The organism is Cytobacillus stercorigallinarum, from assembly GCF_014836495.1.
Classification (GTDB): Bacteria; Bacillota; Bacilli; order Bacillales; family Cytobacillaceae; genus Cytobacillus; species Cytobacillus stercorigallinarum.
In genome coordinates this window covers 796,086-821,312 of record NZ_JACSQT010000001.1, presented here as the reverse complement: position 1 = coordinate 821,312, position 25,227 = coordinate 796,086, and the positions used below count along the sequence as shown (strand labels likewise).

Below are 25,227 nucleotides of genomic sequence, written 5' to 3'. Positions count from 1 at the left end.
TCGTATTTTCTTACTCTTCCGAATCAAAACTTACATCTTCATCGATAATACACTTTTTGATTAAGTATTCAAAGGTAATATCAGCTAATTCATCTACTTCTAGTTCTACAGGAACGAACCCTCTTTTAGTCAACTCATGAAAGAAAAATTCAGCAATTTCTTCAGTATCTATAAAAACTTCAATTTCCTTCATATGCGACTCCCCCTTTGTACAAATTGTATGTGACACCTTTATGAAACATGCAACATTTGAATAGAAAAAATTTTTTCATTCTCTTGTCATTAAATCTAGTAAAAGTACATAAATATTTTCTATCACTAGTTTTGAAAGGATGATTTTATGGAAAAGTTCACAGCAGTCTGCAATCGTTTTATAGAAGATGTAAATAATGAAGAAGGGAAATCACTACAACTAATTGATCGGTTATTACGTTTTTTATTCATCGCTGTTTTACTAGTAGGCATTCCTATCATTTCAGTGGCAACTATTCAACTGTTTCATCTTTTGTAAGATTAACCTTTTTTACTTTCGTTGTGATAGTTTCCAGTTTTTTTAATATTATTTTCATCGCTTTTTCATATTCTTCATCTTGAAAAAAGTTGTACAAAAAAGAATAGTCATTATATATGTCTAGCAAACCATCTATGATTTGTTTCTCTTCGTTGGTTGTAAGATCCGTTCGACTTACTTCAACATTTTGATTACAAAAATCCTCGTTATTCTTTATTTCGGTAATTGCTTGTTGGTTAATAAGAAACAACATGCCTAATTTTTCTATAAATTCGTCCGCCTGTTCGGCATCAGATAATAAGGAAAGCTCCTCTTCACCAGCCTCAAGCCACTCTCCATCAGAAATTCGAGATAACTCATAAATGACGTCTTCCCATGCATCTTCTTTATACCGCCAAATCTCGGTACGAAAGCCCACTACTTTGAAAATCTCAGTACCATACCCCTTCACTTGGACGAGATCCCCAAAAAAGTATTGATACTCAATATCTACATGCTCTTTATCACTTACATCTCCTTCAAACTCTGAAAGTGGCTGTAAACTTGACTCCAAGTATAGACCATCACTTTTATTCACTTCATAAACATACATACCGTCAAGCCATTTTACATCTGTTACTTTCCCTACCGTTCCATAAATTGTAATCACGACTGTATCACCAACTTCATATTTCGGTTTTTTACGATTAACCATTGCCCTCATCCTTTCCAATAGTCGTGACTTTTAATTAAGATAGTATATGCATGAAAAGGCATTTTCGCTCGTATACAGGGACGTCCAAATTTTTTAGGGCAATGTTCATCTTTTGTTTATTTACGAAAAAAAACTGAATAAGATTTTCCCTCACTCAGTTTTTTATTCTTCATTTATTCTAATTTGATTAAAGCTTTTTAGTATTTTTTTAGCCTCTTCACATATAATGGACATTCTTTCACCTCATATATAGAAAAGGATCACCACTTTCCCGTTGAGGATAAAACTTAATTTGTTTATCTTCAAGTAATTGTACTATAGAGAAATAACTAAGCTCCTCTGCAAATTTCTTTGTCCATCCTGCTTTAGCAGCTGTATCTCTGATTGGTCCTTTCATCCCTACAAAGTATAAAGAAATCCCGTTTTCTTGATTTAATTGCTCTATCATTTCTTCTAAAGATTTAAAGGAATGTGCATCTATATCATTTACTCCCGAAAAATCAACAATAACTAATTTCGCATTAGGTTTAATCAATATAAGCTCGTTTAATTTATGCTCTAAATATGAAATATTTGAAAAGTGTATAGACGAGTCTATGCGGGCGATAATCAAATCATCTCGCGTTTTAGCATCTGGAAATCGTTTTATATCGCGAAACACTTTCTCCTTTTCTAAATATCCTATTTCTATGACCCTAGGCTTAGATATCTTAATAAATAAAATGCTGAAATTAAAAACAACCCCAATAACTATTCCCCATTGAATACCAATAACTAATGTCGCAGCAAAAGTAACTAACCAGCTCCAACCATCAACTGCCTTTAATTTAAACCATTTCCTTAATTGCTTGAAATCTATTAATTTATAGACCGCAACGATGATAACTGCAGCTAATACAGCATTAGGGAGATAATAAAAATATGAAGTGAAATATTGTAGAGCAATGATAATGAGTATGCTAGTAATTATTGAGACCATTTGCGTAACTCCACCACTTTGATAGTTGACTGCACTCCTTGAAAAGCTACCATTGATCGGAAAAGTCTGAAAAAAGGAACCGAAAAAATTTGCACATCCTAAAGCGGTTAACTCTCGATTAGGATTGATTTTATAACCTTCTTTTTCTGCGATTGTTTTTCCTATAGAAAGTGACTCCATAAACCCTAATAACGCAATGGTAAGAGCAGGAAGGATTAATTGCCTAACTGCATCCAGCGTAATTGTTGGGAACACCGGAGTAGGGAAACCGCTTGGTACCTCTCTCACAATTTGAACACCTCGTTCATGTAAACCAAAGGCATAGACACTTATAATGGAAAAAACAATTAAAAGTAACGCAGCCGGAATTCTAGCATTTATTCTTTTTAGTATAATTAAAAATACTATGCTGCAGCCGCCAATTAAAAGTGTTAAAAAATGAATCTTCGGAATCTCATTGACTAACTCCTTTAATATTAGATGTATTTGCAGGTGAGTTTCTACGGTAATTCCTAATAAATGCTTTAACTGACTTAATCCAATAATAATAGCAGCTGCAGAGGTGTAGCCTCCTAAAACCGAAGGAGAAATATAGTTAACAATCATCCCCATTTTCAAAACAGCTAAGATAAGCTGAAAAATCCCAACCATCATTGCTAAAAAGATAACAAGAATAATATATTCAGAAGTGCCTGGTTTTTCAATTACAGATACGCCGGAAAAAACCAGTAATGAGGTTATCGCAGTTGGCCCAACGGATAAATGCCTAGAAGATGCAAATATTGCATATATGATTAATGGCAAGGTGGATGCATATAGACCCATAATTAGTGGGAGGCCCGCTAGCATCGCATAGGCCATCCCTTGGGGAACAAGCATGACAAAAAGCGTCATCCCTGAAATGAAATCTTTTTTTAGTGTTTGTAATTGGTATGATCTAATCGAAATGAAAGAATTATATTTTTTATCTAACATAGCAACCTATCCTTTTAATGTATGAAAATTGAGCTTTCTATAAATGGGATGAGAGAGATTTCCTTGGGACTGCCTAAGATTAGAAATAGGGCATTTTCTGCCCTATCATTAAGGAGTGACAATATTTATAGAATGATCAAATTGATCGAGTAGGTTTAAAAATTCATCCAGTTTTGTCTGGTCACCAAATAATTTTAGTTTATTTGAAGTAATAGCTTCCACTGGGTCAAGGATTCCACTTACAATCGCATAAAATGTCGCCTTATTACTAATGAATGAAAGATCTGGATTTTCATCTAACTTATTTCTCTTATTTAATACACAATTTTCGAGATAAATGGTGTATTTCTCCTCTTCATCAGATAGAGAAATATTCATGGTCATTTTTTTATTTGCTGCTTTCGGACCATTTAACCTTACAGAAAGTAATTTAAAAAATTCATCAAACGGCATTTTAAGCATCATAACCGGATTACCTTTCGATGTTGCCCTTTTCTTCCTAGTCCCATTTCTTAGTTCTGATGCCCCGATAAGATAAGCGTTACGCCAATTAGCTGATTCTGCCTGATATCCTAATTGTTCAAAAGCATCTGCTAATAAATCTTTAGCTTCCGTATTTTCTGGTTCAGCCATCACTACATGCTTTAATACTTGCGCAACCCAACGATATTCCCCATTTTCAAAATCAGCTTTCGCTTGTTTGATTACATGAGTAGAGCCAGCCATGTACTTTACATATTTTTGACCTGCTTCAACTTGTGGAAGTGGATCCAAATCAGAGGGATGACCACTATAATAGCCTAGATAGAAATTATAAATCCCTTTAGAATTATGCTTTAAAGTACCATAGTATCCTCGATTACCCCAATATTGGTCCAACGTCTCAGGAAGCTTGAGCTTTTCTGATATTTCTTCCATTGTATACCCATGATTGGCTAGTCGAATGGTTTGGTCATGGATATATTTATAAAGATCACGTTGTAATACCAAATGTTCAAGCGCTTGCTCTTTTCCCCATACTGGCCAGGCATGTGCCATGACTAAAGCATCAATCTCTTTGTTTATCGATAGCTCAATGGTTTGGTCGATTGCCTTCACCCATTCTAGCGTATCGCGAGTTTTTGCCCCCCTCATCGTATAAATTTGATGCATTGTTTTATTCACATTTTCTGATACAAATAATACTTTGTAATCCTGAATGTAAAAATGCATTTCTACAGGTGCTTCAGTATTTGGTGTTAACAAAAATTCGAAGTTGATACCGTCTATTGTTAATTGCTCTTTCTCTTCTTTTATTTCTCTATTGGGCATCTCAAAACCATTACCTGAGTCGAAAACAGTTCCGATGCCTGCGGATAAAAATCCTTTTTCTCCCACTGGTAGCCCTATACCAAACTGATAGGATGCACGCCTAGACATGATTGGGCCTAAAAGGACATTTTCACTAAACATCTCTTGTGTAAAATGTTCAGGGACAATAATAGGAATAGTAGATGTCTCAGCATATTGGAGTATTGACTGTGTACCCCCAAAATGGTCAGCATGGCTTTGACTAATGATAATGGCAGTCACTGGCCTTTTAGGTCGATGACTATAATATAACTCCATTGCCGCATCTGCAGCAGAGTTACTAGATGAAGTATCAATGACAATGACTCCGTTTTTGCCTTCAACAAAAATCACTGTTGCTAACGAAAGTCCACGAACTTGATACACACCTTCAACGACTTTATAAAGACCTGATTTTGCCTGTAATTGTACATTCCTCCACAAGCTTGGATTGACAGTATCAGGAGATGGATGATTTTGGATATTTAAACTTTCTATCCTATTCTCATACGAAGCTATTAAACCCCTATCCGCATCTTCGAAATCTTGCTTGTTTTCAAAATTTAGAGATGTTAAAAAATCCTTATTTGCTTTTTTTGTAACAGCAGTAGCATTCTTTGGGCGCTTGGATAAATGACTTGTCGGAATAGTACCTGACATTTATATACCTCCTAAATTAGTCCTCATATTTTTTAATTTATTTGTCTTTCTTTATCTTTCCAAAAGTCCTTTTTCAATTCTTTTTTATCAATTTTCCCTATTTGAGTTAATGGTAAATTTTCTTTGAAATAGACTTTTTTAGGGACCATATAACTAGACGTTCGCGCTTTACAAAACTCAACCATTTCTTCTTCTGAACACTTCACCCCATCATGTAAAACAACAAAGACTGTTACTAATTCGCCCCAATCTGGGTCAGGGACACCAATACATGCACTCATCACAACTGCAGGATGTTGATTAACAACTTTTTCAACTTCAACAGAATAAACGTTCATTCCACCTGAGATGATCATATCTTTCTTTCTATCAACAATATATAAAAAACCTTCTTCATCGAATTGGCCAATATCTCCTGTATAAAACCAGCCATCTTTGATTGCTTCGCTTGTTAAATCGGGCCGTTTATAATAGCCTTCCATTAAGTACGGTGATTTTAAAATCACTTCTCCCTTTTCATATGTTTTAACATCTTGACCTCCATCGTCTATTATTCGTATTTGAGTCATTAAACAAGGTTTTCCACAACTTTGGAGAAACTTAGCCCCTGTCTCTAACGCTCGTACGTGATCGAATTTGTGCATTCTTGTAATGAGAACGTTCGCTTCAGTTGCTCCATACTGTTGAACAAATACCGGACCAAACAACTCTATCGCTTCTTTTAACCTTTCGGAAGAAATTGGCGAAGAACCGTAGTGAATGCTTCGTAAAGAACTAACATCAAATTTCATTTTTTTCGCTTTGTCGATAATCCGATAAATGATCGTTGGTACTGTGAAAGTAACCGTAATCCTCTTCTCTTGTACCGTCTTTAAAAATGTGTCCGCCTTAAACGTATCAATATAAACATGCGCTCCACCGGCTAACGCCCGTAGCATTAAACTTCCCGCTGAATGCTGAAGCGGGGTCGTTAATAACACTTTATCGCGGTCATCCATTGGAAACTCTATGAAGCTCGCAATAAGTGCAGCAGCTTTCCCTCCTTGAGAGTGCATGACACCCTTGGGCATCCCAGTTGTCCCACCGGTATAGGAAATCATAGAGATATCTTCAGGTGACATGTCTGGGAACGACGACACGTTTTCAACTTTTTGGATTTCTTGTCTACTTATCGTGATAAACTCTTCTGGGTATTGTAGATTAAAACCCGCCAACCCTATTACTTTTACGGATTGCTGTTGCTCTTTTTTATCATTCACATATTTTAATACTGTCTTCATATGCATTTCCGTAGCCATAATGACAAAATCCGTATCAGAATCATTTAAAATAAAGGCAACTTCACGAACGCCTAACTTAACCCCCATTGGAATCGAAGTTGCCCCGCAGCGTGCAACAGCTTGGCTAAAAAGAACGAATTCCATACTATTTGGAATAAGATAAGCAACGTGTGAACCTTTTTTCACACCAAGACTAACTAAAAAACTTGCAATTTTGTCTATTTCTTTACGTAATTCGCGGTAGGTTAGGGTTTCATTTGTTGACATGAATGTTACTGCAGGATGTTCTTCAAATCGTCTTAATGCTTTATCCATATAACCTTGAATAGTTTCTATACTCATCCGTATCACCTATCCTTTATTTTATTTTTCACTTCACCTGTAACAATTCTTTCGCGATTGTATTTCTCTGAATTTCGGAAGTACCAGTTAAGACTCTAAACATTCTTACGGTACGATACATTTGTTCAATTGGATGGCCTTTCATAAGCCCTTGACCGCCGAAAATTTGCACTGCTTTGTCCAACACACGTCCAGCCACTTCAGATGTAAACAGCTTTACCATTGAAGCAGTTGCTCGGTCACCTTCCCCATTCTCAAGTTTTTCGATAGCATCGTACACCATACATCTTGCAGCATAAATTTCTGTCGCCATATCTGCTAGCATATGTTGAATAGCTTGAAACTCACCGATTGACTGTCCAAACTGCTTACGTTCATTTGCACGTTTAATTGATAAATCTAATGCTCTTTGAGCCACCCCAATATATGTAACACCCCAAATGGCTCGATTTTGACTGATCCTCTTTATTCCAAGTAAAAATCCTTTCCCTGATTCTCCAAGGATATTTTCAGAAGGTACTCGACAATTATTGAAAATCAGTTCCCCTGTTCCATGCTCTCCTGAAATGGGAATTTGTGTTTCCCCTAATTCATAGCCCGGTTTTTCATTTGTTTTTCTATCAACTAAAAATGCGGTTATGCCAGCAAATTTTCCTTCAACGACTTCTTTGCAGATCACAATAGCAAAATCGGAATAAGGTGCTGCACTAATAAAGTGCTTTATGCCATTTAAAATGTACTCATCTCCATCTTTGACAGCTGTCGTTTGGATGGCCTTTGCATCTGAACCTGCTCCCGGCTCAGTTAAAGCGAAACAACAACTCGTTTCCCCTTTAATTAATGGATTGACATACTTTTCAATCTGTTCTTTTGTGAATGATTCAAGCATCTGCCCAATTCTTAAGACACCGCCTTTTTCACCTAAAACAAATCCCCATAAAGCAGATCCTGACCGAGCTAGTTCTTCTTTCAGCAAACATAACTCTTTTAAACTTACATTTTGACCACCATAATCGTTTGGTAGAGTAATCCCATAAAAACCTAATTCAATGGCTCTATTTCTCACCCATTGAATCGCTTCGGTCGGAACGAGCTCTTCCGTTTTAATATTCATTGCTTTTTCATATGGAAGCAGCTCATTATAAATAAATTCACGCATTTTAGTAACTAATTCTTGTGATTCACTCGTTATAACCATATATACTCCCCCCTAATTATGTGTAGACATCTATATACATCCTATATAAAACCAAACGATGATGATTGCCTTTTTTATTTACATGTGTTTAGAAGAAGATTTTATTTCTGTTTTATTTTTCCTCATATGTGGAAGTACTAGAACGATAGCTGTTGCTATTAGGAAAAATAGTGAGATCGGGCTTTTAAAGAATACGGTTAAATCTCCTGTGGCTGTTAAGATTGCCTTCCTAAGATTATCCTCAAGCATTGGTCCTAAAATAAAGGCAAAAAAGAACGGAGCTAAAGGGAAATTCGTTTTTCTAAAAAAATATCCAACCAAGCCAAAAATGATCATAAGCCAGATATCAAAAAAACTATAATTAATCATATAAACACCAATAAAACAAAATGCGGCAATAAATGGGACTAGGAATAGTTCAATTTTTTGGATTAACAAGGCAAAGGCAGGCACAAAGGCAACGTTTAATATTAATAGCAATACATTTGCAATGAAAAAGCCTGCAAAAGATGCCCACACGATGGTTGAAGAATTTTCAAATAGAAGCGGCCCAGGCTGTAAGCCAACCATAAGGAGTCCACCCATCAATATGGCTGCAGAAGCGGAACCAGGTATACCTAAAGCAAATGTAGGAATAAGTGCACCACCTACTGACGCATTATTGGAAGCTTCTGGACCACTCAATCCAGCAGGAGCACCTTTGCCAAACTCATCAGGTTTCTTCGACATTTTTTTCTCGACAGTATAAGACAAAAACGTGGAAAGGAGAGCACCAGGTCCCGGTAAAACGCCCACGATAAATCCGATAATTGACCCTCTTATCATCGAACCCGTGTTACTAACAACCTCACTTACTTTTGGAAATAAAGAGGAGAATTTTATATTTGTCTTCATCCCTCTTGTAGTTGCTTTCTCTTCAAGCCTAAACAGTACTTCTGAAATTCCAAAAAGCCCGATACCGATGACAGCGATGTTCATTCCATCCCATAATTCAACAAAGCCAAAAGTTAACCGTTCCTCACCTGTAACCATATCTGTTCCGATTGTGGATAGTAATAGACCTAACAATGTGGCGATTATTGGTTTTAATGGGTTTTTCTGCGTTAATCCACAAGCTACAATTAACGTAAATAAGATGAGTGAAAAATATTCAGCAGGTCCGAACATAAGTGCATATCTAGCAAGGATAGTGGTCAAAAATACCATTCCCACAAACCCAAAAACTCCCCCAACAAAAGAGGCAATCGCGCTTAATGTTAAGGCATACCCCGCTTTTCCTTTTCTCGCCAATGGGTAACCATCGAATGTTGTCACAATGGCGCCACCATCACCAGGTACGTTAATTAAGATTGAACTAATCCGTCCCCCATACATCGATCCTAAATAAATACTCATTAATAAAATTAAAGAACTTAACTGGTCCATCTTAAACGTTAAAGGTAAAAGAAGGGCCATGCCGGTAATAGGACCCAAGCCAGGTAATGCACCGATGATTGTGCCTAAAGTTACGCCAATTAAACACCAGAGCATTGCTTCTGGACTTGAAAGCATCGTAGTAAATCCAGTTAATAATTCCGATAACAAATTCTCACCCCCAAAAATCAATCATTTTTCATCCAAAGATTCCCAATGGCAACGGACTGTCTAACCACAATTCAAAAATCACATACATCATAATTAAAACGACAATGGTAAAGGTAAATGCTTTAAACCAAGGTATTTTCTGTACAAATGCTAAAATGGTGAACATAAAAACCCCTATACTTGCTAGCATTCCAATAACGTACGATAATCCAATTGTCACTACCAGAAAGACGATAAGGAAAATTTGTTGAAATCGGGTTTTTTTATCCACCTGCTCCTCTGCCTCTTTTTTCTTTAATCTCATTATCTGAAAAAGGTGGAAGCAAAGAAAAAGGAATAATAAAATTGAAATGATCCGTGGGAAAAGCCCTGCGCCTACTGCTCCCAGATTAGTCGAATATACTGGTAAACCAAACGACATGATGAGAAAAACAGTACAAACAAACAGTAAAAAGAAACCAAAATAGCGCTCAACGAACATGTGAAACCTCCTTTTGAGGAACTACTAATTAAAATAAATTATTTACATCTAAATTTTGATTATTTTTCCAAATTTTCTAAATATTTTTTAAATTCTATCCCCTCTTCCTCAATTAACTTTGTATATTCTTCTGTATTTAAATAATAAGAAGACAATCCACGGTTCTTTAAAAATGTTTTCCACCTATCTGTTTCAGTCATTTTCTTAAGGTTTTCTGCCCAATAATTAACAACTTCATCTGAAACGTCTCCTCCTGTCCAAATTCCTGTATATCGATGGAAAGCAACTTCCACTCCTGATTCTTTTAAAGTAGGGACATCTGGTAAATCTTTGGAGCGTTCGTCTGAAAGGACAGCTAACACGCGCACTTCACCTGTCTTGATATAGTCATTAATTAATGGAAGTACACCTAACGTCGTATCAATTTGGCCACCTAGTACAGCCGTTAACCCTTCAGAAGCTCCTTCCATTGGAACGAAGTTTAATTTATCAATACCTGCGCCTTGTTTAATCAGATCCCATTTAAAGGCTTCACCACCATCAATTGGACCGAGCGTACCAATAGTTACATCTTTCTCCGATTTTAATGAACTTAATAACTCCTCTATCGTTTCATATGGGGAATCTTTGTGGACATAGATAAATAGTTCACTAGTAGCCAGGGAAGCAATTGGTTGAAAATCAGAAAACTTTAAATTAAGCCTTGGGTCCCAACCTGGACCATATTCAGGGACCACTATTAACTTGTATGGATCACCTTTTTGCCTCGCTAATTCTTCACTTGCAATACGACCTCCAGCACCTGTTTTGTTTGTGATGACAAAAGATTGGTTTATCATCTCTTCATCATTAAAAATTTGTGCTGTTGTACGCATAATTAGGTCTTGACCACCACCAGGAGCAAAACCAACAAGTGCATCAATAGATTTATTAGGATAATTCTGTGGTAAACCCTCATTTTCTCCTTTTTCTTTCTCAGACGAAGATGCAACATCTGATGAATTACACGCAGATAAAACTAGCATTACTAATGTAACTAGCAAAATAACAAAGAATGAACACGCTTTCATTTTTCTCATTAAAATACTCCCCCCTTATTTTAAATTTATTTTTTATCAGTAAATTGATAACATTTCTAAAGTCGGCTTATCATTGTTATCTTTACTGTTACTTCTAATTGTGAATTGATAACAGTCTGTATTTAGATACATGAGCCCTGCTACAAGAGGAGAAGCGTCTTTATAGTAAAATACTCGGCTTAATGTCATGAGAGGATGATTATTCGGGACGTTTAACCTATTTGCTATTTCATTCGAAACAGGACGTACCCCTATTGAACACCTTATTTCCTCAAGACCCAGCTGAGAATTATCTTTGCTTGTTTTTAACAATGTACTTAATGGTTTGTCTTCCACCTCTTCTATCATCTCTTCTGTAAAAACTAATTCAGGGGATAAATAGGTAATGTTAAAAGCGATCGGCATATCTTTTAAATAAAATATACGGTATATTGTACGTATCTTAGTATCCATCGAACATTCTAGTGCTTCGGCAATATTTTTTGAAATCTTTTCTTCACCGTATTTAACTAATTTTATTTTCACATTTAGACCTTGACCTGTTAAAGTTTCATAAAACCCTCTAAAGTTTTGCACGTCTAATACATCGTTCATAATGTCCGTTTGAATGATTGGAAATTTAACATACATACCTTTTCCTTGTTGAATGATAATGAGGTCTTCTTCTAATAAAAGTTTGATTGATTTTCGAACTGTTAATCTGCTTACCTGATATTCTTCTGTTAATTCATGTTCACTAGGTAATCTCTGACCTGGCTCAAAGATGTTTTTTTCTATTTTCTGTTGAAGGTCTTGCGCAATTTGTTTATACAAAGGTATATAACTTTCACGATTAATAGTCATTCTAACTCTCCTCACATATATACATGTATATAGATGTTATATAAAAAACTTAAAAAAAATGAATGTTTTGGAAAACAGTTGGATTAAGATTTATAATAAGTTTAATTCATCCTAAGTTTAAATTCCCACTTGCTTTAGTAGCTTCAAACTCCCCCACATATTTATACATGTATGTAGACGTTATATAACAAGTCAAAAAAATAAATGTTTTGGAAAACACTTGGATTAAGCTTTATAATAAGTTTTGTTTATCCTTAGTTTAAATTCCCACTTGCTTTAGTAGCTTCAAACTCCCCCACACATTTATACATGTATGTAGACGTTATATAACAAGGTAAAAAAAATGATATAGTGGTCATTATGATTAGTGTAGAGCAAAACTTGCGTTAATCATTAAACCTATTCCTACAGCCTTTTTCTCAATATCTCTCTTTTCTATCACCCTTCCTAACGAAGATTTGGGTGTATGCACAGTTGATTAACTAACATTTTATTAAAAATATTTAAAATTGTCAATTTATTCTTAATATTATATTTGAATATAGACAATTCATATAATCTTGTCATTCACTTCTTATGATGATTATGATCCTCCATCTTATCAAAGATGTTATGTTACTAGATTGGGTTATAAAACATGTCGGCAATACTCAAAAGTCACTGATAAATAAAAGCACCCTATAGGTAGATTCTTTGACGTCTCTACTCTATAAGGTACTTTTTAAATTTACTCTACCAGATTTTATTACTTCCGTATTGCTAGAAATACCCTACTTTCTTATTTGAAACGCCATTAAATAGAATCATAGGGGAAGAAAATGGGTAATACTAAACATTTATCCCTTATTATTATATCGTTCCCACGCCTCATCAAAGACAGTCATCGTTGCTAAATAAGATCCGTTTAACTCAAGGTAAGAACTGATTTCTTGATAGTTCTTAGACATTTTAGGAAAACTATGATCATGGTAAGCATCGTTTGCAAAAATACTTATTTCATCCTTTGGTTCAGGATGGCGGTAGGTCATTAAAAAATGGTAAAAAGATTTTGCCATCGTACCAACTTCCTTTAATCCGTTTTTCTACATCATGAAGGAAAGTTAATAACAAATCAAGCATTAGGTTAATCTAACTGGGAGAAATCAAAATAATTTCTCTTTAGCAATCGCGGTCTTGCCATCAATTCCGCAAAAGAAATCTCTTTATCTATTGTTTTCGTATCAATTAAAAAAAGTTGATCTTCAATTTCTTTTACTTGCTCATCTGGTTGATATTCCATATCACAGTCGTGACATAAAATAGAGGGTGTTTCGGTAATTTCTATTGCTCTTGAGCCATCGGGGAGTTCCCAAAACACACTGGCTTTTTTCTCTTCAATATGTTTACTATCACACCATGTACAATGGCTGTGCATTGTTATCACCTCACTCATTAGAAGCTGCCGTTTCCGATTCTGACCTTTTCTTTTGTTCTGCTTGGTATTTCTTTTCTTTTAACTCGTCACGTTTTTCTCTACGATTCTTCAAATTACTATGAGATGGATCATGGTCATAATGATCCCGGCGATTTAATCTAGATAGTCCTTCTGGGACAAGATTAAATGCTTCATCATTCAATAGGCCTGCCACGCCAACTTTTGATTTCATCTCTTCCATATCTCCATATACACCTTGGAAATAATCATCAGCTTTACCTGCGACATAGTTTTCAGGCTCTGGATAAGTCGTAATTACCCCCTCAAAGTTTCTTAAGACTACTTTATCCGCACTTTGTGAGATCAAGTAATTCGGCTGAAGGGCAATTTTCCCTCCTCCTCCTGGCGCATCTACAACAAACGTTGGCACAGCATATCCTGAAGTATGACCTCGCAAACCTTCAATAATCTCTAACCCTTTTGAAACAGGCGCACGGAAATGGCCAATCCCTTCAGATAAGTCACATTGATAAATATAATACGGCCTTACTCTAATCTTAACTAAGTCATGCATCAGCTTTTTCATAATTGGTACACTATCATTGATACCTGCCAAAATAACTGATTGATTCCCTACTGGCACACCAGCATTTGCTAACATTTCACAAGCCTTTTTCGATTCTTCAGTAATTTCAATCGATGTATTAAAATGGGTATTTAACCAGACTGGATGATACTTTTTCAAAATATTACATAGATTTTCCGTAATTCTTTGCGGGAACACGACAGGTGCTCTTGTACCAATTCTAATAATTTCCACGTGATCAATTTCTCGCAAGCTTTTTAAAATATATTCGAGGATTTTATCATTAATTAATAGGCCGTCTCCTCCTGATATGAGGACATCACGAACTTCAGGTGTGTTTTTAATATAATCAATTGCATCATCTAATTGTTTCTTCGGAACACCCATGCCGATTTGCCCAGAAAACCTTCTCCTTGTACAATAACGGCAATACATAGAACATTGATTGGTTACTAAGAAGAGGACGCGATCTGGATAACGATGAGTCAATCCAGCTACAGGCGAATCCTCGTCCTCATGAAGTGGATCTTCCAAATCATATTTGGTTTTATGAATTTCTTCTGAAATGGGTACCGATTGCATGCGAATCGGGCAGCGTGGATCGTCTTGACTCATCAGTGAGGCATAATAAGGTGTAATATTCAATGGAATGGTTTTCGTTGATATTTTAACGCCTTCTTCCTCTTCAGGCGTTAAATGAATAACCTTTTTTAAATCATCTAACGTTCTAATCGTATTGGTTAGTTGCCATAACCAATCGTTCCATTTTTCCTCAGGTACATCTTTCCAAAGTTCGATATCCTTCCAATGCCTTTTCGGCTTATACAAAAACTGTTTCACATGGTTTCCCCCTTCAAAGTAGTCGTCAATCTTATTATGCAAATGCTATGCCAACAATTTCATTCTAAGAATAAGATATGCGAATACCTACAACGTGGCTACTAATGGCAGGGACAGACCCTAGAAGGGCTTTTCACAATCATTGGCCATAAAAAAATGCCGATTATTCGGCACTAATAAAATGGAAATCATAGAAGAATATGTTTATTATGTAGAAGCTTTATCTTTCCATAAATTAGATGCGATAATCAGCACTCTCTAAAAATCTATGCGGTTTTCAACAGATGCCACTTCAAGCCTCTGTAGTTTATATTGAAGCGTTTGCCTTGGGATTTGTAGCAATTTAGCTGCTTTTAATATATTTCCCTCTGTTTGGTTGATGGCTTCCCCTATTAATTGGTTCTCCAATTTAGCTAGCGCTGGACGCAGGGCAAGATCAGTTTGTTTAATAGAATCTTTCTCTTCTTGTAAATATTGTTTGAGCATTAGAGGGAGATCTTGAACTGTCAGTGTTGGACCATTACATACATTCATCATATATTCGATTGTATGCTTCAATTCCCTGACATTTCCTGGCCATTTATATTTGAAAAAAAACCGCTGGACTTGTGGGTTTAGACCGGTAATATTTTTTAAAAATTGCTCGTTATATTGTTTAATGAAATGATCAGTTAAGAACACAATGTCTTTTTTTCTCTCTCTTAATGGCAATAATTCAAACGTAAGTACATTTAAACGATAAAATAAGTCAGCTCGTATGCTCCCTTCTGCTAGGGCGATTTGAGGGTGAATATTCATTGCCGCAATGACGCGAAAATTCACATATGTGTTTGTTGTGCTTCCTAGTCGCCTCACTTGACCATCTTCTAACACACGTAATAGCTTCGCTTGCAGCTCAATAGGCATCGCATGAATTTCATCTAAAAATAAAGTGCCTCCATCAGCCAACTCAAATAATCCCGGTCGGTCCGTGGCGCCAGTATAGCTTCCTTTCGTTGTCCCGAATAAGACACTTTCTAATAACGATTCTGGAATCGCCGCACAGTTTTGGGCAATAAAGGGGGCATTAGACGATAGTGATGCCTCATGTATGCCTTGAACAAATAATTCCTTTCCACTTCCACTTTCCCCAATTACAAGCATCGGTGACTGTGAACGCGCTAGTTTTTTTGCTTCGTTTTTTACTGCAATCATTTTCTCATCTTTTGTTAATAAGCTATCAAGGGTATATTTGGTTGCATGTGAATGGCTTGTTGCTTTTTTTCTTTTGCTCTTTACTTTTGACCTTAAATCAATCAAGCTATCATTCAGTTCTTTAATTCGCGAATAATCTTTCGCAATTTCAACCGCACCAGCAACTTTTCCATCAAGTTCAATTGGTAAAGTAGTATTGACGGTTTCAATTTGTTTTCCATATAAGTTCACATAACTTTGCTGTTCATTAATCATTGGTTGCTGAGTGTGCATCACATTAAACAATGTGCTCGTATTTTTGTTTAACGAGGGAAAAACGTCTAAAAGTGGTCTTCCTAACACTTCTTCTATTTTCAAACCATCATGTTTGGCAGCTATCTCATTGTAGTAAATTGTACAACCATGTTGATCAACAACATGAATCCCTTCATCTATGCTATTTAAAATTGCTGATAGGACCTCTTTTGAAATACCGTGCTCGCTTGTCAATCTCATTCCCCCTCTATGCCATAAATACAGATGAGGTGCCGAAAATTTGTCATACACTGCCAATTTTTGGGCAAATTATTTTAATATCGTTGTTGATAAATCTTTTACCCAAACATTCATATCCTCGAGTTTATTAAAAATATAACAATTCTTTCCTAACCTTCCACGATAGACGTAGCCTAATTGGTGCAAAGCTGCATTCATGCCAAAAGATAAAGAACGCGCAATCGAATAAGCACAAAAGATCCCCTCATTCGCAAGTTCCTTCTCTAATCTCTGCAATAACACTTTCATTAATCCATGCTTACGATGTTCCACTAGAGTGGCACAATCCGTTAGCTCTGCGTTTTTATAATCATTATTTACTTCTGCTGAAGCAGCGCTTACAATTTTATCTGCATAAACATAACCAAAATAAATCGTGCCATCTTTCATTGTTTTCTTAATATACTCGGGGTCATGAAGAGGCGTTGGATATACTTCAAATATAGCCCGATAAAGTGTAGCCAACCCTTTGGCATCATTTTCTGTCATTCTTCTTAATCGATAGTCTGCGGGTGGGATATTTATTTGAAACTCCTTTGACAATTTACAAACATTTTCAACAATCTCATCTTCTTTTAACCAGTCATCGCTTCTTCTTCTTTCTGTTTGATAATATTTACAGAAAAAGAATAAGTCAGACCCAAGAAAATAGCGATTAATAGTCGCCTCACATAGAAAACCATTCTGTATCAGCGTATTAAAATCCTCTTTTCTTGCTTTAATTATTACCTTTTCTATCTCATTATTATCATAAATTTCCGTTAATTTATTAATGATTGCGGACATATCACCACGATAATCATCAACCCTAATCCGTTTATTATAGAAATCCTTTACAACATCAATCACATAATGATTTGTACACAGTTTTTCTTGTATGATTTCAGCCATTTTTCTCCCTCCATTGTAGAAAAAGCCCGGCTTTCGCCGAGCCTTCATATACTATCACTCTTTTAAATAGTTCCTTACTCTAAGCGAAAGCTCACTAGTTTCATTTCTTCTACCGCATATTTTATGCCTTCTCTACCTGTTCCACTTCCTTTACGCCTACATATGGCATATGATCGACTCTAAATGTTGGGAAATCATTGATTATCACACCACCAACATCTACCCTATGCAACTATCTATTTACTCTTTAACAATACCACACCATGAAATAATAGAGAGCGCAATGACCTCAGCAGCCTCAAATACATCATCTAAAAAAATATATTCATTCGCATCATGAGCAGAAGCAGTCACACCTGGACCAATAACAACAACAGGTGTATGACCAACGTTTGATAAGATGCCTCCGTCCGTTCCCCACGGGGATGCCTCAATTGTTGCTTCTTTATTTGTAACCCTTTCAAAAGCTTTACTGACAGTGGTGATTAAAGGATGATCACTTTCTAGATTTCCCGGTTGCCATCTGCCTCCAAACCATTGAATACTCGGTGAATTTTCAGATAGCCATCCATCTTTTTCACACACCTCATCAATGGCAGCTTCTAATTCTTTCTCTACATCTATCATTCTCTCATGTGGAGCTACACCGATTCTGCCTTCAATTATAGCTTTATCAGGCACAGAGGATGGCCATTCACCACTCTTGATTTTGCCAATATTCACAGGAACAGGAATGGGGATATTTTTATATAAAGGATCATCGATTCTCGCATTTCTCACTCTCTCAAGCTGTTGAAGTCCTTCAATGATTAACATCGCTTTTTCAATGGCATTGACTCCTTCATATCTAGTGCCCCCATGTGCTGATTTCCCTTTCACAGATACACGAAACCACATCGAACCTTGTTGCTTAGGAAAAACTTTCATATTTGTAGGCTCAGGGATTATCGCACCGTCCGCTTGGTAACCTCTTAAAACAGCTGCTAATGTTCCTGCTCCCCCACTTTCTTCTTCTATCACACTTTGAAAGATGACATCACCTTTCAGTTTAATATTCGAAGCAATAATCGCTTCTAAAGCAAGTAATAATGCGGCTGTTCCACCTTTCATATCGGTTGTGCCTCTACCATACATTTTACCTTCTTTGATACGACCACTAAACGGATCATCCGTCCAGTCATTTAAATCCCCTTCTGGTACAACATCAATATGACCATTTAAAATGATTGATTTCCCGCCCCCTGCCCCGTTTAGAACAGCTACTACATTCGGATTACCACTATAATCCTTTCTATCAGAACAATAGGCAGGATGTCTAAGCAGCTCCTCATCGCCAATTTCCCAGATATCGAGGGCAAGCCCTAATTTACGACATTTTTCTATAATAATCGCTTGGGCACTACTCTCGTGTCCGCGCGTACTCTTTTCTTGAACAAGCCTTTGTAAAAAACGTGTGCCTCTCGCTCGATTTTCATTTAACCAGTCTTTGAGCTTTAAATCTTCATTCATCGAAGCCCCACTCCTTTAAAGATTTCGTCGATGGTGAAAAATGATTCATATAAGAAAAAAAGTGTTTTCTTCTCAGTTATTCGCTAACGCTAAGTATTTTCCTTTGCCTAAGAGAAAATAATCTTGTCATGGAAGGACACGGTGGCAGCAGTATGTTGTAATACTTCATCGATAGTATGAGGTTTAAAGACCTCATGAAGAACTAATCCACGATTTTTCTCAATCGCAAAAACTGCCATATCCGTAATAATCATTTTGACACAACCGGTTGAAGTTAAAGGAAGACTACATTTTTGCACAATTTTCGCTTGACCGTGTTTATCCGTTTGATTCATAACAACAATCACTTTTTTCGCTTTTTGGGCAAGCTCCATCGCACCACCCATCCCTGGTACCTTTTTACCCGGGACAATCCAATTAGCTAAATCACCGGTTTCACTCACCTGTAATGAACCTAAAATGGTTAAATCCACCTTCCCCCTACGAATCATGCCAAAAGCAACTGAGCTATCACAATAAGAACCGCCTGCAACTAAAGAAACAGGAAATCCGCCGGCATTGCATAAGTTTTCATCTTCTTCACCATGGATTGGACTCTGCCCCATCCCAATAATGCCATTCTCGGCATGAAACATGACCGGAAAATCCCGGGGGAGATGATTAGGTACTAATGAGGGGATCCCTATACCGAGATTCACCACCATGCCAGATTTGATTTCCGCTGCTGCTCTTTTGGCCATACGATTTCGCATGTCTATTGCCATGCCCATTTCCAGTCCACCCCCTCAGATTGGATGATATAATCAACAAAAACACCTGGCGTAATGATTTCCTCTGCCTGTAAATTCCCAACTGGAACAATTTCTTCTACTTCAGCAATGGTAATGTCTCCTGCCATTGCACAAAGTGGATTCGTATTTCTTGCACTTTTATCAAAAATAAGATTACCAAATGTATCTGCTTTCTTAGCATAAACGATACTAATATCCGCTGTTAACGCTGTTTCAACCATATAGCGCTTTTCACCGATTTCACAAAAACTCTTGCCCTTTTGTACGATATCATTATCGGTTGCAATATTTGATAAAATTCCTGGCAACCCCATACCGCCAGCTCTAATACGCTCGGCCAGTATCCCCTGTGGAGAAAACTCAACCACCATCTTCCCATCAGTCATTAATTCACCGGCAATCGGATTTGAGCCGATATGAGAAGTAATGATATGAGACACACGGCCAAGGCTTACGATTTTCCCAATACCAATATGAGGAAACCCAGTATCGTTACCAATAAGCTTTAACTGTGAGACCCCTTTTTTCTTAATCGCTTCAATTAGTGTCGGCGGTGATCCTACTCCACCAAAACCACCATACATTAATGTCATACCGTCAAAAAATAAATGATTGACCTCTTCAATGGATGAAACTTTATTGAGTACCTGTGTCACTCTTTATCACCTTCTAACTTTAAGTCGACTTCGTTTAAATAAAAGTTCGTAAATTGCTGTAAAGTTTCTTTAAAGCGCTGAATTAAGTCATCCATTTCTTTATAAGTAATAGTCAAAGGGGGAGCAATCATAACTGCATCCCCGTTCACACCGTCTGAACCTGCACCAGCCGGATAAACAAGTAAGCCATGCTGTTGAGCAATACTAATCATACTTTCTGTGACTTTCATTGTTCTTGGGAAGGGCGTCTTCTCTACAAAGTTCTGGACAAATTCTATCCCTAGCATTAAACCCCTGCCTCTTATATCCCCTATAAATGAAAAACTTTTTTGTAGCTGTAACAACTTTGCTTTTAAATATTCACCTTTTTTCTTCACTTCAGGTATAATCTTATTCTTTTCCAAATATTCTATGACAGCGAGTGAAACGGCACAGGCTTGAGGGTTAGCACTCAAAGTATGCCCGCCCATAATTGTCTTAGAACCTGAGACAATCGGTTCCATCACATGGTCACCGACTAAAGTAGCGGCAATCGGCGTGTATCCCGCTCCCATCCCTTTACCTAATGTAACGATATCTGGTTCAACACCCCACTGCTCACAAGCTAACATTGTGCCTGTGCGTCCAAATCCAGTCATCACTTCATCCGCAATAAATAAGATTTGATGGCGCTCACAAATCTCTTTAATAATCTTGTAATAATCTTTCGGTGGAGTGATAGCTGCCCCAGAGGCTCCAATAATCGGCTCCGCTATAAAAGCAGCAATATGCTCACTCCCCATTCTTCTAATGATATTATCTAACTCATTTGCACAAAGGTAACCACACTCAGGTGCTTCTTTATTGTATGGACACCTATAACAATAAGGAGGTTGGATTACTGGAAAATCTTCTAGTAGGGGAATAAACCGAGCTCTTCTCCCAGTATGTCCTGACATAGAAAGCGCGCCTAACGTGATTCCGTGATAACTCATCCATCTAGATAAAACCTTCGTTTTCGTCATCACACCTTTTTCTTGCCAATATTGAATACTAATTTTCATGGCTGTTTCTGTTGCTTCTGACCCGCTATTGACAAAGAAACACCAATTCAACTCAGGGAAGGATAAACTTGCTATTTTCTTGGCCAACTTTTCAGCTGGCTCACTTGTGAACTGTGAGCGATATACAAAAGATACTCGTTTAGCCTGTTCGGTCATTGCATCAATGATTTCCTGGACACCATGACCAATATTTGCCGTAATCGCTCCTGATGAAGCATCGAGATATTCTTTCCCCTCACTATCGTACAAATATACACCCTTGCCATAATCAATCATTGGATACTCTGCATCTATTACAGGTTTGATTAAATATGTGCGGTCCATCCCCATCCCCCTTACTAATCGAGCATTCAAACGTGCATAAAGAAAACCCGCTAAAACCTACGAGTAACATGTGAGGTAAACGAGCAATGAAGTATGATTATTTTTTTGGAGCGGGTATTTGCCTACACAAGTCATGAGTTTCCTTTTCAGATATGTGGGTATTTCTCGGTTCCACACACAAGTCATGAGTTTTCTCCTCACATATGTGGGCATTTCTCGGTTGCTCACACTAGTCATGAGTTTTCTTCTCACATATGTGGGTATTTCTCATTTGCTCACACTAGTCATGAGCTTTCTCCTCACTAATGTGGGTATTTCTCGGTTGCCCACACTAGTCATGAGTTTTCTTCTTACTAATGTGGGTATTTCTCGGTTGCCCACACTAGTCATGAGTTTTCTTCTTACTAATGTGGGTATTTCTCGGTTGCTCACACTAGTCATGAGTTTCCTTCTCACATATGTGGGTATTTCTCGATTGCCCACACAGGTCCAGAGCTTTCTTCTCACTAATGTGGGTATTTCTCATTTGCGCACACAAGTCATGAGCTTTCTTCTCACTAATGTGGGTATTTCTCGGTTGCCCACACAAGTCATGAGCTTTCTCCTCACATATGTGGGTATTTCTCATTTGCTCATACAAATCAGCTTTATTTATGTTTTTATTTCAATTGTATGTATGAGAAATGTAAAACTTTCTTAAAGATTGAAAAGATATTTTTAATTATCTATGGGATGAGCTGAATATAAAATTTGATGAAGATCTTATTAAATGCGTAACAGGTTTCAGTCGAAGTGTGAAGTCAGCTTGCTTTTGTGTAGGGTACTAATCACTTAACTAATAAAAAAACAGTGTACCCATTTCATGTGTACACTGTCCCCTTACCTATTCACCGACAAAAATCTCTACATTTTCTTTTTCTGCTTTGATGGTAGCATACGACCCAAATGGAATCGTCGCTGCTTGATTGGTATGGCCAAAGTCAATATTTGCAATAATTGGAATACTACTGATTTCCTTTTTCGATTCAATCATCTTCCTTAAGAAATAATCTGTAACCTGTGATTCTTTTTGAAATCTCCCGATAAGGATCGCTTTTATCTCATTCGCATTTTTTTGTTGTAGCAAAGATTGCAACCCCCGTTCAAAAAGGAAAGGATGTGATTCATCATTATCCTCTATAAAAACAATCGCATCTTTCAATGAGGGCATATATTCCGTCCCTTGTAATAACGTTAAAGTTGATAAATTTCCACCAATTAATTTTCCACTTGCCTCTCCTTCTTGAAGAACGAGGTAGCCTTCGGATGCAATATAATGCTTTTCCTCTTGCTCCAGATGCCATGGATCGTCACTCCATTTATCTGAAGGCTCAATTTCATACAATCCATCAGTCGTCACTGCTTGAAGGAAACTATTAAGTGTATATTCATACCCATATTTTATACCAAAATCAGCAAAGAAAGGGCCGGAGTATGTAATTAAGCCCGTTTGATGATGGATGGCAGCTAGCAATGCTGTTATATCACTATACCCACAAAAAACTTTTGGATTGTTTTTAATTAATGAATAATCAATGGCTTTTAATAATTGATTGGCATTATAGCCGCCTATCCCTGCTATAATGGCTTTGACATTCGGGTCACTGAAAGCATCATGAATATCTGCCACTCTTTGCTCAATACTAGTACTAAAAAAAGCATCATGTTCGAGAACATATTTACCATAAGTAACAACAAATCCTAAATTAGTTAACCGTTCTTCTGCTAGTCTTCTTTGTTCGCCCTTAATAACTGCCATGCTTCTTGAAGGGGCAATGATTCTTATTTCATCCCCTGGTTGTAATCTCTTTGGAAACATCTATGAACACATCCACTTTTTTCTTTCTATTTTACAGTAATTTTCATCGTGATGTCGACAACACACATAAAATCTCAACTTGGTACTTAACTAAAAATAAGTGGATGTAAAAAAAAGAGAGGCTCATAGCCCCTCCTTAATCTTTATTATTACCAGTTACCGCACCAGCTAGCACCGATGATTACTAACAAGATAAATAATACTACGATTAACGCAAAGCCACCAAATGCTCCATTTCCGCAACCGCCGTGTCCACCTACTGGATACCCATAATAAGGTTGAACTTGTTGTGCACAAGGATCGCATCCATATCCGTAATTCATAATCATTCCACTCCTCTTTTTGTTTTAGGCATTTTCAAAATCATCATATGACATAGGTTCTTGTCCTGCATGTGTTTTCGCCTAATTTTTTCTGAATGACAGTTTTTTTCTTTTTACACTAGACGTAAAGCGTTTTCATCTCATACAATTTAATTAAAAGATAAATTGGGTAATCTAAAACTGTCATATCTAAAGGAGTATTAAGAATGAAAAGACAATCACTCCTCCTATGTTTCATGTTATGTATTGGATTTATTTTTTCATTTCAATTCTTTCAAGAACCTAAAGTAGAAGGAGATCAATCTGTAGAGAATTTTTATGAAAAAGTAGGAAGCGAAAAAACCATTAACTATTTAATCATCGGTGATAGTATTGGTAGAGGTTCAGGAGCATCAGCGCCAAATAAAAAATGGTTTCAAATATGGGAAAATAAAATGAAAGAGGCATATAATGTTGATTTTAAACGGCATATGGTTGTACAAAGTGGAAGCACTGCTTTTGAAGGGTTAAACAAGCTGAACACCACCCCGCACCTGGGAAGCATCGATTTAACTTTTATTGTTTTCGGTGAAAATGATCGGAAATATATGAACGAGCAACAGTTTGCGCAATTTTATGAAGGTCTCCTTAGACAAATAAAGAAAGATTATCCTGATACAGAAATTTTCACACTAACGGAATCACCTTTAGATAATGAATTATTCATTCAAAAGATAGCAGACATCTCAGCCCATTATTTGGCTAAGAACATTGATTTACGCCCTGTATTTAGTGAATCACCTTATTCTGCTTTTGAATTAACTACCGATCTTGTACATCCTAACGATAGAGGATATCAACTTTATGCCGAAGCAATTTTTCAAGAAACACAAGCGTTAATGAATCAGGATACACAAATAGCAGTACTTGCTGCTCCTCTTCATGAAGACGTAAATATAGCTTTACAACAATCTTCTGCCTACACACATGCCAGTCATCCATATAAAGGGATTTATTGGTATAGTCAAAATGCTGGAGATTCAATCGAATTTTCCTTTTCCGGAACTTTTCTCGGGATGAAAGTGAAGAGTCATCCTGCAGGAGGAATGCTAGATATCTATATTGACGGACAGCCTGTACGAACATTGTCAACTTGGTGGCCACTAGAAAGAGAAAGACATCTATATATATCAAGCGGTTTAGAGAAAGGGATACATCAAGTTACATTTACTGTATCCAAGCAAAAATCTATCTTTAATGAATCGGGTAAAGCAGAGATATTTCTTTCCACGATCATTACTGAAGGGACGAACTAAACCGTTTTTATGAA

At 36.8% G+C, this 25,227-nt stretch carries 23 protein-coding genes and 1 pseudogene; 2 read left to right on the top strand and 22 right to left on the bottom strand.

Going from position 1 to position 25,227, the window contains the following annotated elements; translation table 11 throughout:
• Positions 1-10: 10 nt before the first annotated feature.
• Positions 11-193, bottom strand: coding sequence for a YozD family protein (locus tag H9655_RS04155; RefSeq protein WP_191811137.1), 183 nt, complete (start codon positions 191-193; stop codon positions 11-13).
• 147 nt (positions 194-340) lie between these two features.
• Here H9655_RS04155 and H9655_RS04150 point away from each other — a divergent pair, with 147 nt between their 5' ends.
• The gene (locus tag H9655_RS04150) at positions 341-511 is read left to right on the top strand and encodes a hypothetical protein (protein ID WP_191811135.1); all 171 of its coding nucleotides are present in this window, start codon (positions 341-343) and stop codon (positions 509-511) included.
• On the opposite strand, the gene H9655_RS04145 is transcribed toward H9655_RS04150, so the two are convergent.
• The 21 genes and pseudogenes from H9655_RS04145 to H9655_RS04045 all read right to left on the bottom strand — a co-directional run bounded on the left by H9655_RS04145 (position 486) and on the right by H9655_RS04045 (position 23,918).
• The gene (locus tag H9655_RS04145) at positions 486-1,205 is read right to left on the bottom strand and encodes a hypothetical protein (RefSeq protein ID WP_191811133.1); all 720 of its coding nucleotides are present in this window, start codon (positions 1,203-1,205) and stop codon (positions 486-488) included. The two genes, H9655_RS04150 and H9655_RS04145, sit on opposite strands and share 26 nt — an antisense overlap.
• A gap of 238 nt (positions 1,206-1,443) precedes the next feature.
• Positions 1,444-3,159: a SulP family inorganic anion transporter gene (locus H9655_RS04140; protein WP_191811131.1), complete on the bottom strand. Its 1,716-nt coding sequence runs from the start codon at positions 3,157-3,159 to the stop codon at positions 1,444-1,446.
• 108 nt (positions 3,160-3,267) lie between these two features.
• The gene (locus H9655_RS04135) at positions 3,268-5,148 is read right to left on the bottom strand and encodes an alkyl/aryl-sulfatase (RefSeq protein ID WP_191811129.1); all 1,881 of its coding nucleotides are present in this window, start codon (positions 5,146-5,148) and stop codon (positions 3,268-3,270) included.
• Positions 5,149-5,180: 32 nt separating this feature from the next.
• On the bottom strand, positions 5,181-6,770 hold the full coding sequence (locus tag H9655_RS04130) for a class I adenylate-forming enzyme family protein (protein WP_191811127.1): 1,590 nt from the start codon (positions 6,768-6,770) through the stop codon (positions 5,181-5,183).
• A gap of 28 nt (positions 6,771-6,798) precedes the next feature.
• The gene (locus H9655_RS04125) at positions 6,799-7,968 is read right to left on the bottom strand and encodes an acyl-CoA dehydrogenase family protein (RefSeq protein WP_191811124.1); all 1,170 of its coding nucleotides are present in this window, start codon (positions 7,966-7,968) and stop codon (positions 6,799-6,801) included.
• Between the two features lie 78 nt (positions 7,969-8,046).
• Entirely contained in the window at positions 8,047-9,552 is a 1,506-nt protein-coding gene (locus H9655_RS04120) for a tripartite tricarboxylate transporter permease (RefSeq protein ID WP_191811122.1), read from the bottom strand.
• A 28-nt stretch (positions 9,553-9,580) separates the two neighbouring features.
• Entirely contained in the window at positions 9,581-10,033 is a 453-nt protein-coding gene (locus H9655_RS04115; protein ID WP_191811120.1) for a tripartite tricarboxylate transporter TctB family protein, read from the bottom strand.
• A gap of 59 nt (positions 10,034-10,092) precedes the next feature.
• Positions 10,093-11,112 carry a tripartite tricarboxylate transporter substrate binding protein gene (locus tag H9655_RS04110; RefSeq protein ID WP_191811118.1) on the bottom strand — a complete coding sequence of 340 codons (1,020 nt, stop codon included), beginning with the start codon at positions 11,110-11,112 and terminating at the stop codon, positions 10,093-10,095.
• 36 nt (positions 11,113-11,148) lie between these two features.
• The gene (locus tag H9655_RS04105) at positions 11,149-11,955 is read right to left on the bottom strand and encodes a GntR family transcriptional regulator (RefSeq protein ID WP_191811116.1); all 807 of its coding nucleotides are present in this window, start codon (positions 11,953-11,955) and stop codon (positions 11,149-11,151) included.
• An 836-nt stretch (positions 11,956-12,791) separates the two neighbouring features.
• Complete coding sequence (locus H9655_RS04100) at positions 12,792-13,010, bottom strand: YozE family protein (RefSeq protein ID WP_191811114.1); 219 nt, start codon at positions 13,008-13,010, stop codon at positions 12,792-12,794.
• Positions 13,011-13,078: 68 nt separating this feature from the next.
• Entirely contained in the window at positions 13,079-13,369 is a 291-nt protein-coding gene (locus tag H9655_RS04095) for a YokU family protein (protein ID WP_191811112.1), read from the bottom strand.
• 10 nt (positions 13,370-13,379) lie between these two features.
• Positions 13,380-14,795, bottom strand: coding sequence for a lysine 2,3-aminomutase (gene kamA / locus H9655_RS04090; protein ID WP_191811110.1), 1,416 nt, complete (start codon positions 14,793-14,795; stop codon positions 13,380-13,382).
• A 258-nt stretch (positions 14,796-15,053) separates the two neighbouring features.
• The gene (locus H9655_RS04085) at positions 15,054-16,478 is read right to left on the bottom strand and encodes a sigma-54 interaction domain-containing protein (RefSeq protein WP_225230400.1); all 1,425 of its coding nucleotides are present in this window, start codon (positions 16,476-16,478) and stop codon (positions 15,054-15,056) included.
• A 75-nt stretch (positions 16,479-16,553) separates the two neighbouring features.
• Positions 16,554-17,414 carry a putative beta-lysine N-acetyltransferase gene (ablB, locus tag H9655_RS04080; RefSeq protein WP_191811105.1) on the bottom strand — a complete coding sequence of 287 codons (861 nt, stop codon included), beginning with the start codon at positions 17,412-17,414 and terminating at the stop codon, positions 16,554-16,556.
• Between the two features lie 74 nt (positions 17,415-17,488).
• Positions 17,489-17,634: pseudogene (locus H9655_RS04075) on the bottom strand (aldehyde dehydrogenase family protein); the annotation flags it as partial.
• A 20-nt stretch (positions 17,635-17,654) separates the two neighbouring features.
• Positions 17,655-18,923 (bottom strand): peptidase, encoded by a 1,269-nt coding sequence (locus H9655_RS04070; RefSeq protein WP_191811103.1) that lies wholly within the window; start codon positions 18,921-18,923, stop codon positions 17,655-17,657.
• Positions 18,924-19,030: 107 nt separating this feature from the next.
• Positions 19,031-19,693: a 3-oxoacid CoA-transferase subunit B gene (locus tag H9655_RS04065; RefSeq protein ID WP_191811100.1), complete on the bottom strand. Its 663-nt coding sequence runs from the start codon at positions 19,691-19,693 to the stop codon at positions 19,031-19,033.
• Positions 19,678-20,370: a CoA transferase subunit A gene (locus H9655_RS04060; RefSeq protein ID WP_318245442.1), complete on the bottom strand. Its 693-nt coding sequence runs from the start codon at positions 20,368-20,370 to the stop codon at positions 19,678-19,680. Before H9655_RS04060 ends, H9655_RS04065 begins: the two co-directional genes overlap by 16 nt.
• Positions 20,367-21,737, bottom strand: coding sequence for an aspartate aminotransferase family protein (locus tag H9655_RS04055; protein ID WP_191811098.1), 1,371 nt, complete (start codon positions 21,735-21,737; stop codon positions 20,367-20,369). Before H9655_RS04055 ends, H9655_RS04060 begins: the two co-directional genes overlap by 4 nt.
• Before the next feature lie 883 nt (positions 21,738-22,620).
• Entirely contained in the window at positions 22,621-23,595 is a 975-nt protein-coding gene (locus H9655_RS04050; RefSeq protein ID WP_191811096.1) for a S66 peptidase family protein, read from the bottom strand.
• A gap of 149 nt (positions 23,596-23,744) precedes the next feature.
• Positions 23,745-23,918 (bottom strand): YjcZ family sporulation protein, encoded by a 174-nt coding sequence (locus H9655_RS04045; RefSeq protein WP_191811094.1) that lies wholly within the window; start codon positions 23,916-23,918, stop codon positions 23,745-23,747.
• Positions 23,919-24,124: 206 nt separating this feature from the next.
• Between H9655_RS04045 and H9655_RS04040 the strand changes: the two genes are divergently transcribed.
• Positions 24,125-25,213 (top strand): SGNH/GDSL hydrolase family protein, encoded by a 1,089-nt coding sequence (locus tag H9655_RS04040; protein WP_225230399.1) that lies wholly within the window; start codon positions 24,125-24,127, stop codon positions 25,211-25,213.
• Positions 25,214-25,227 lie beyond the last annotated feature (14 nt).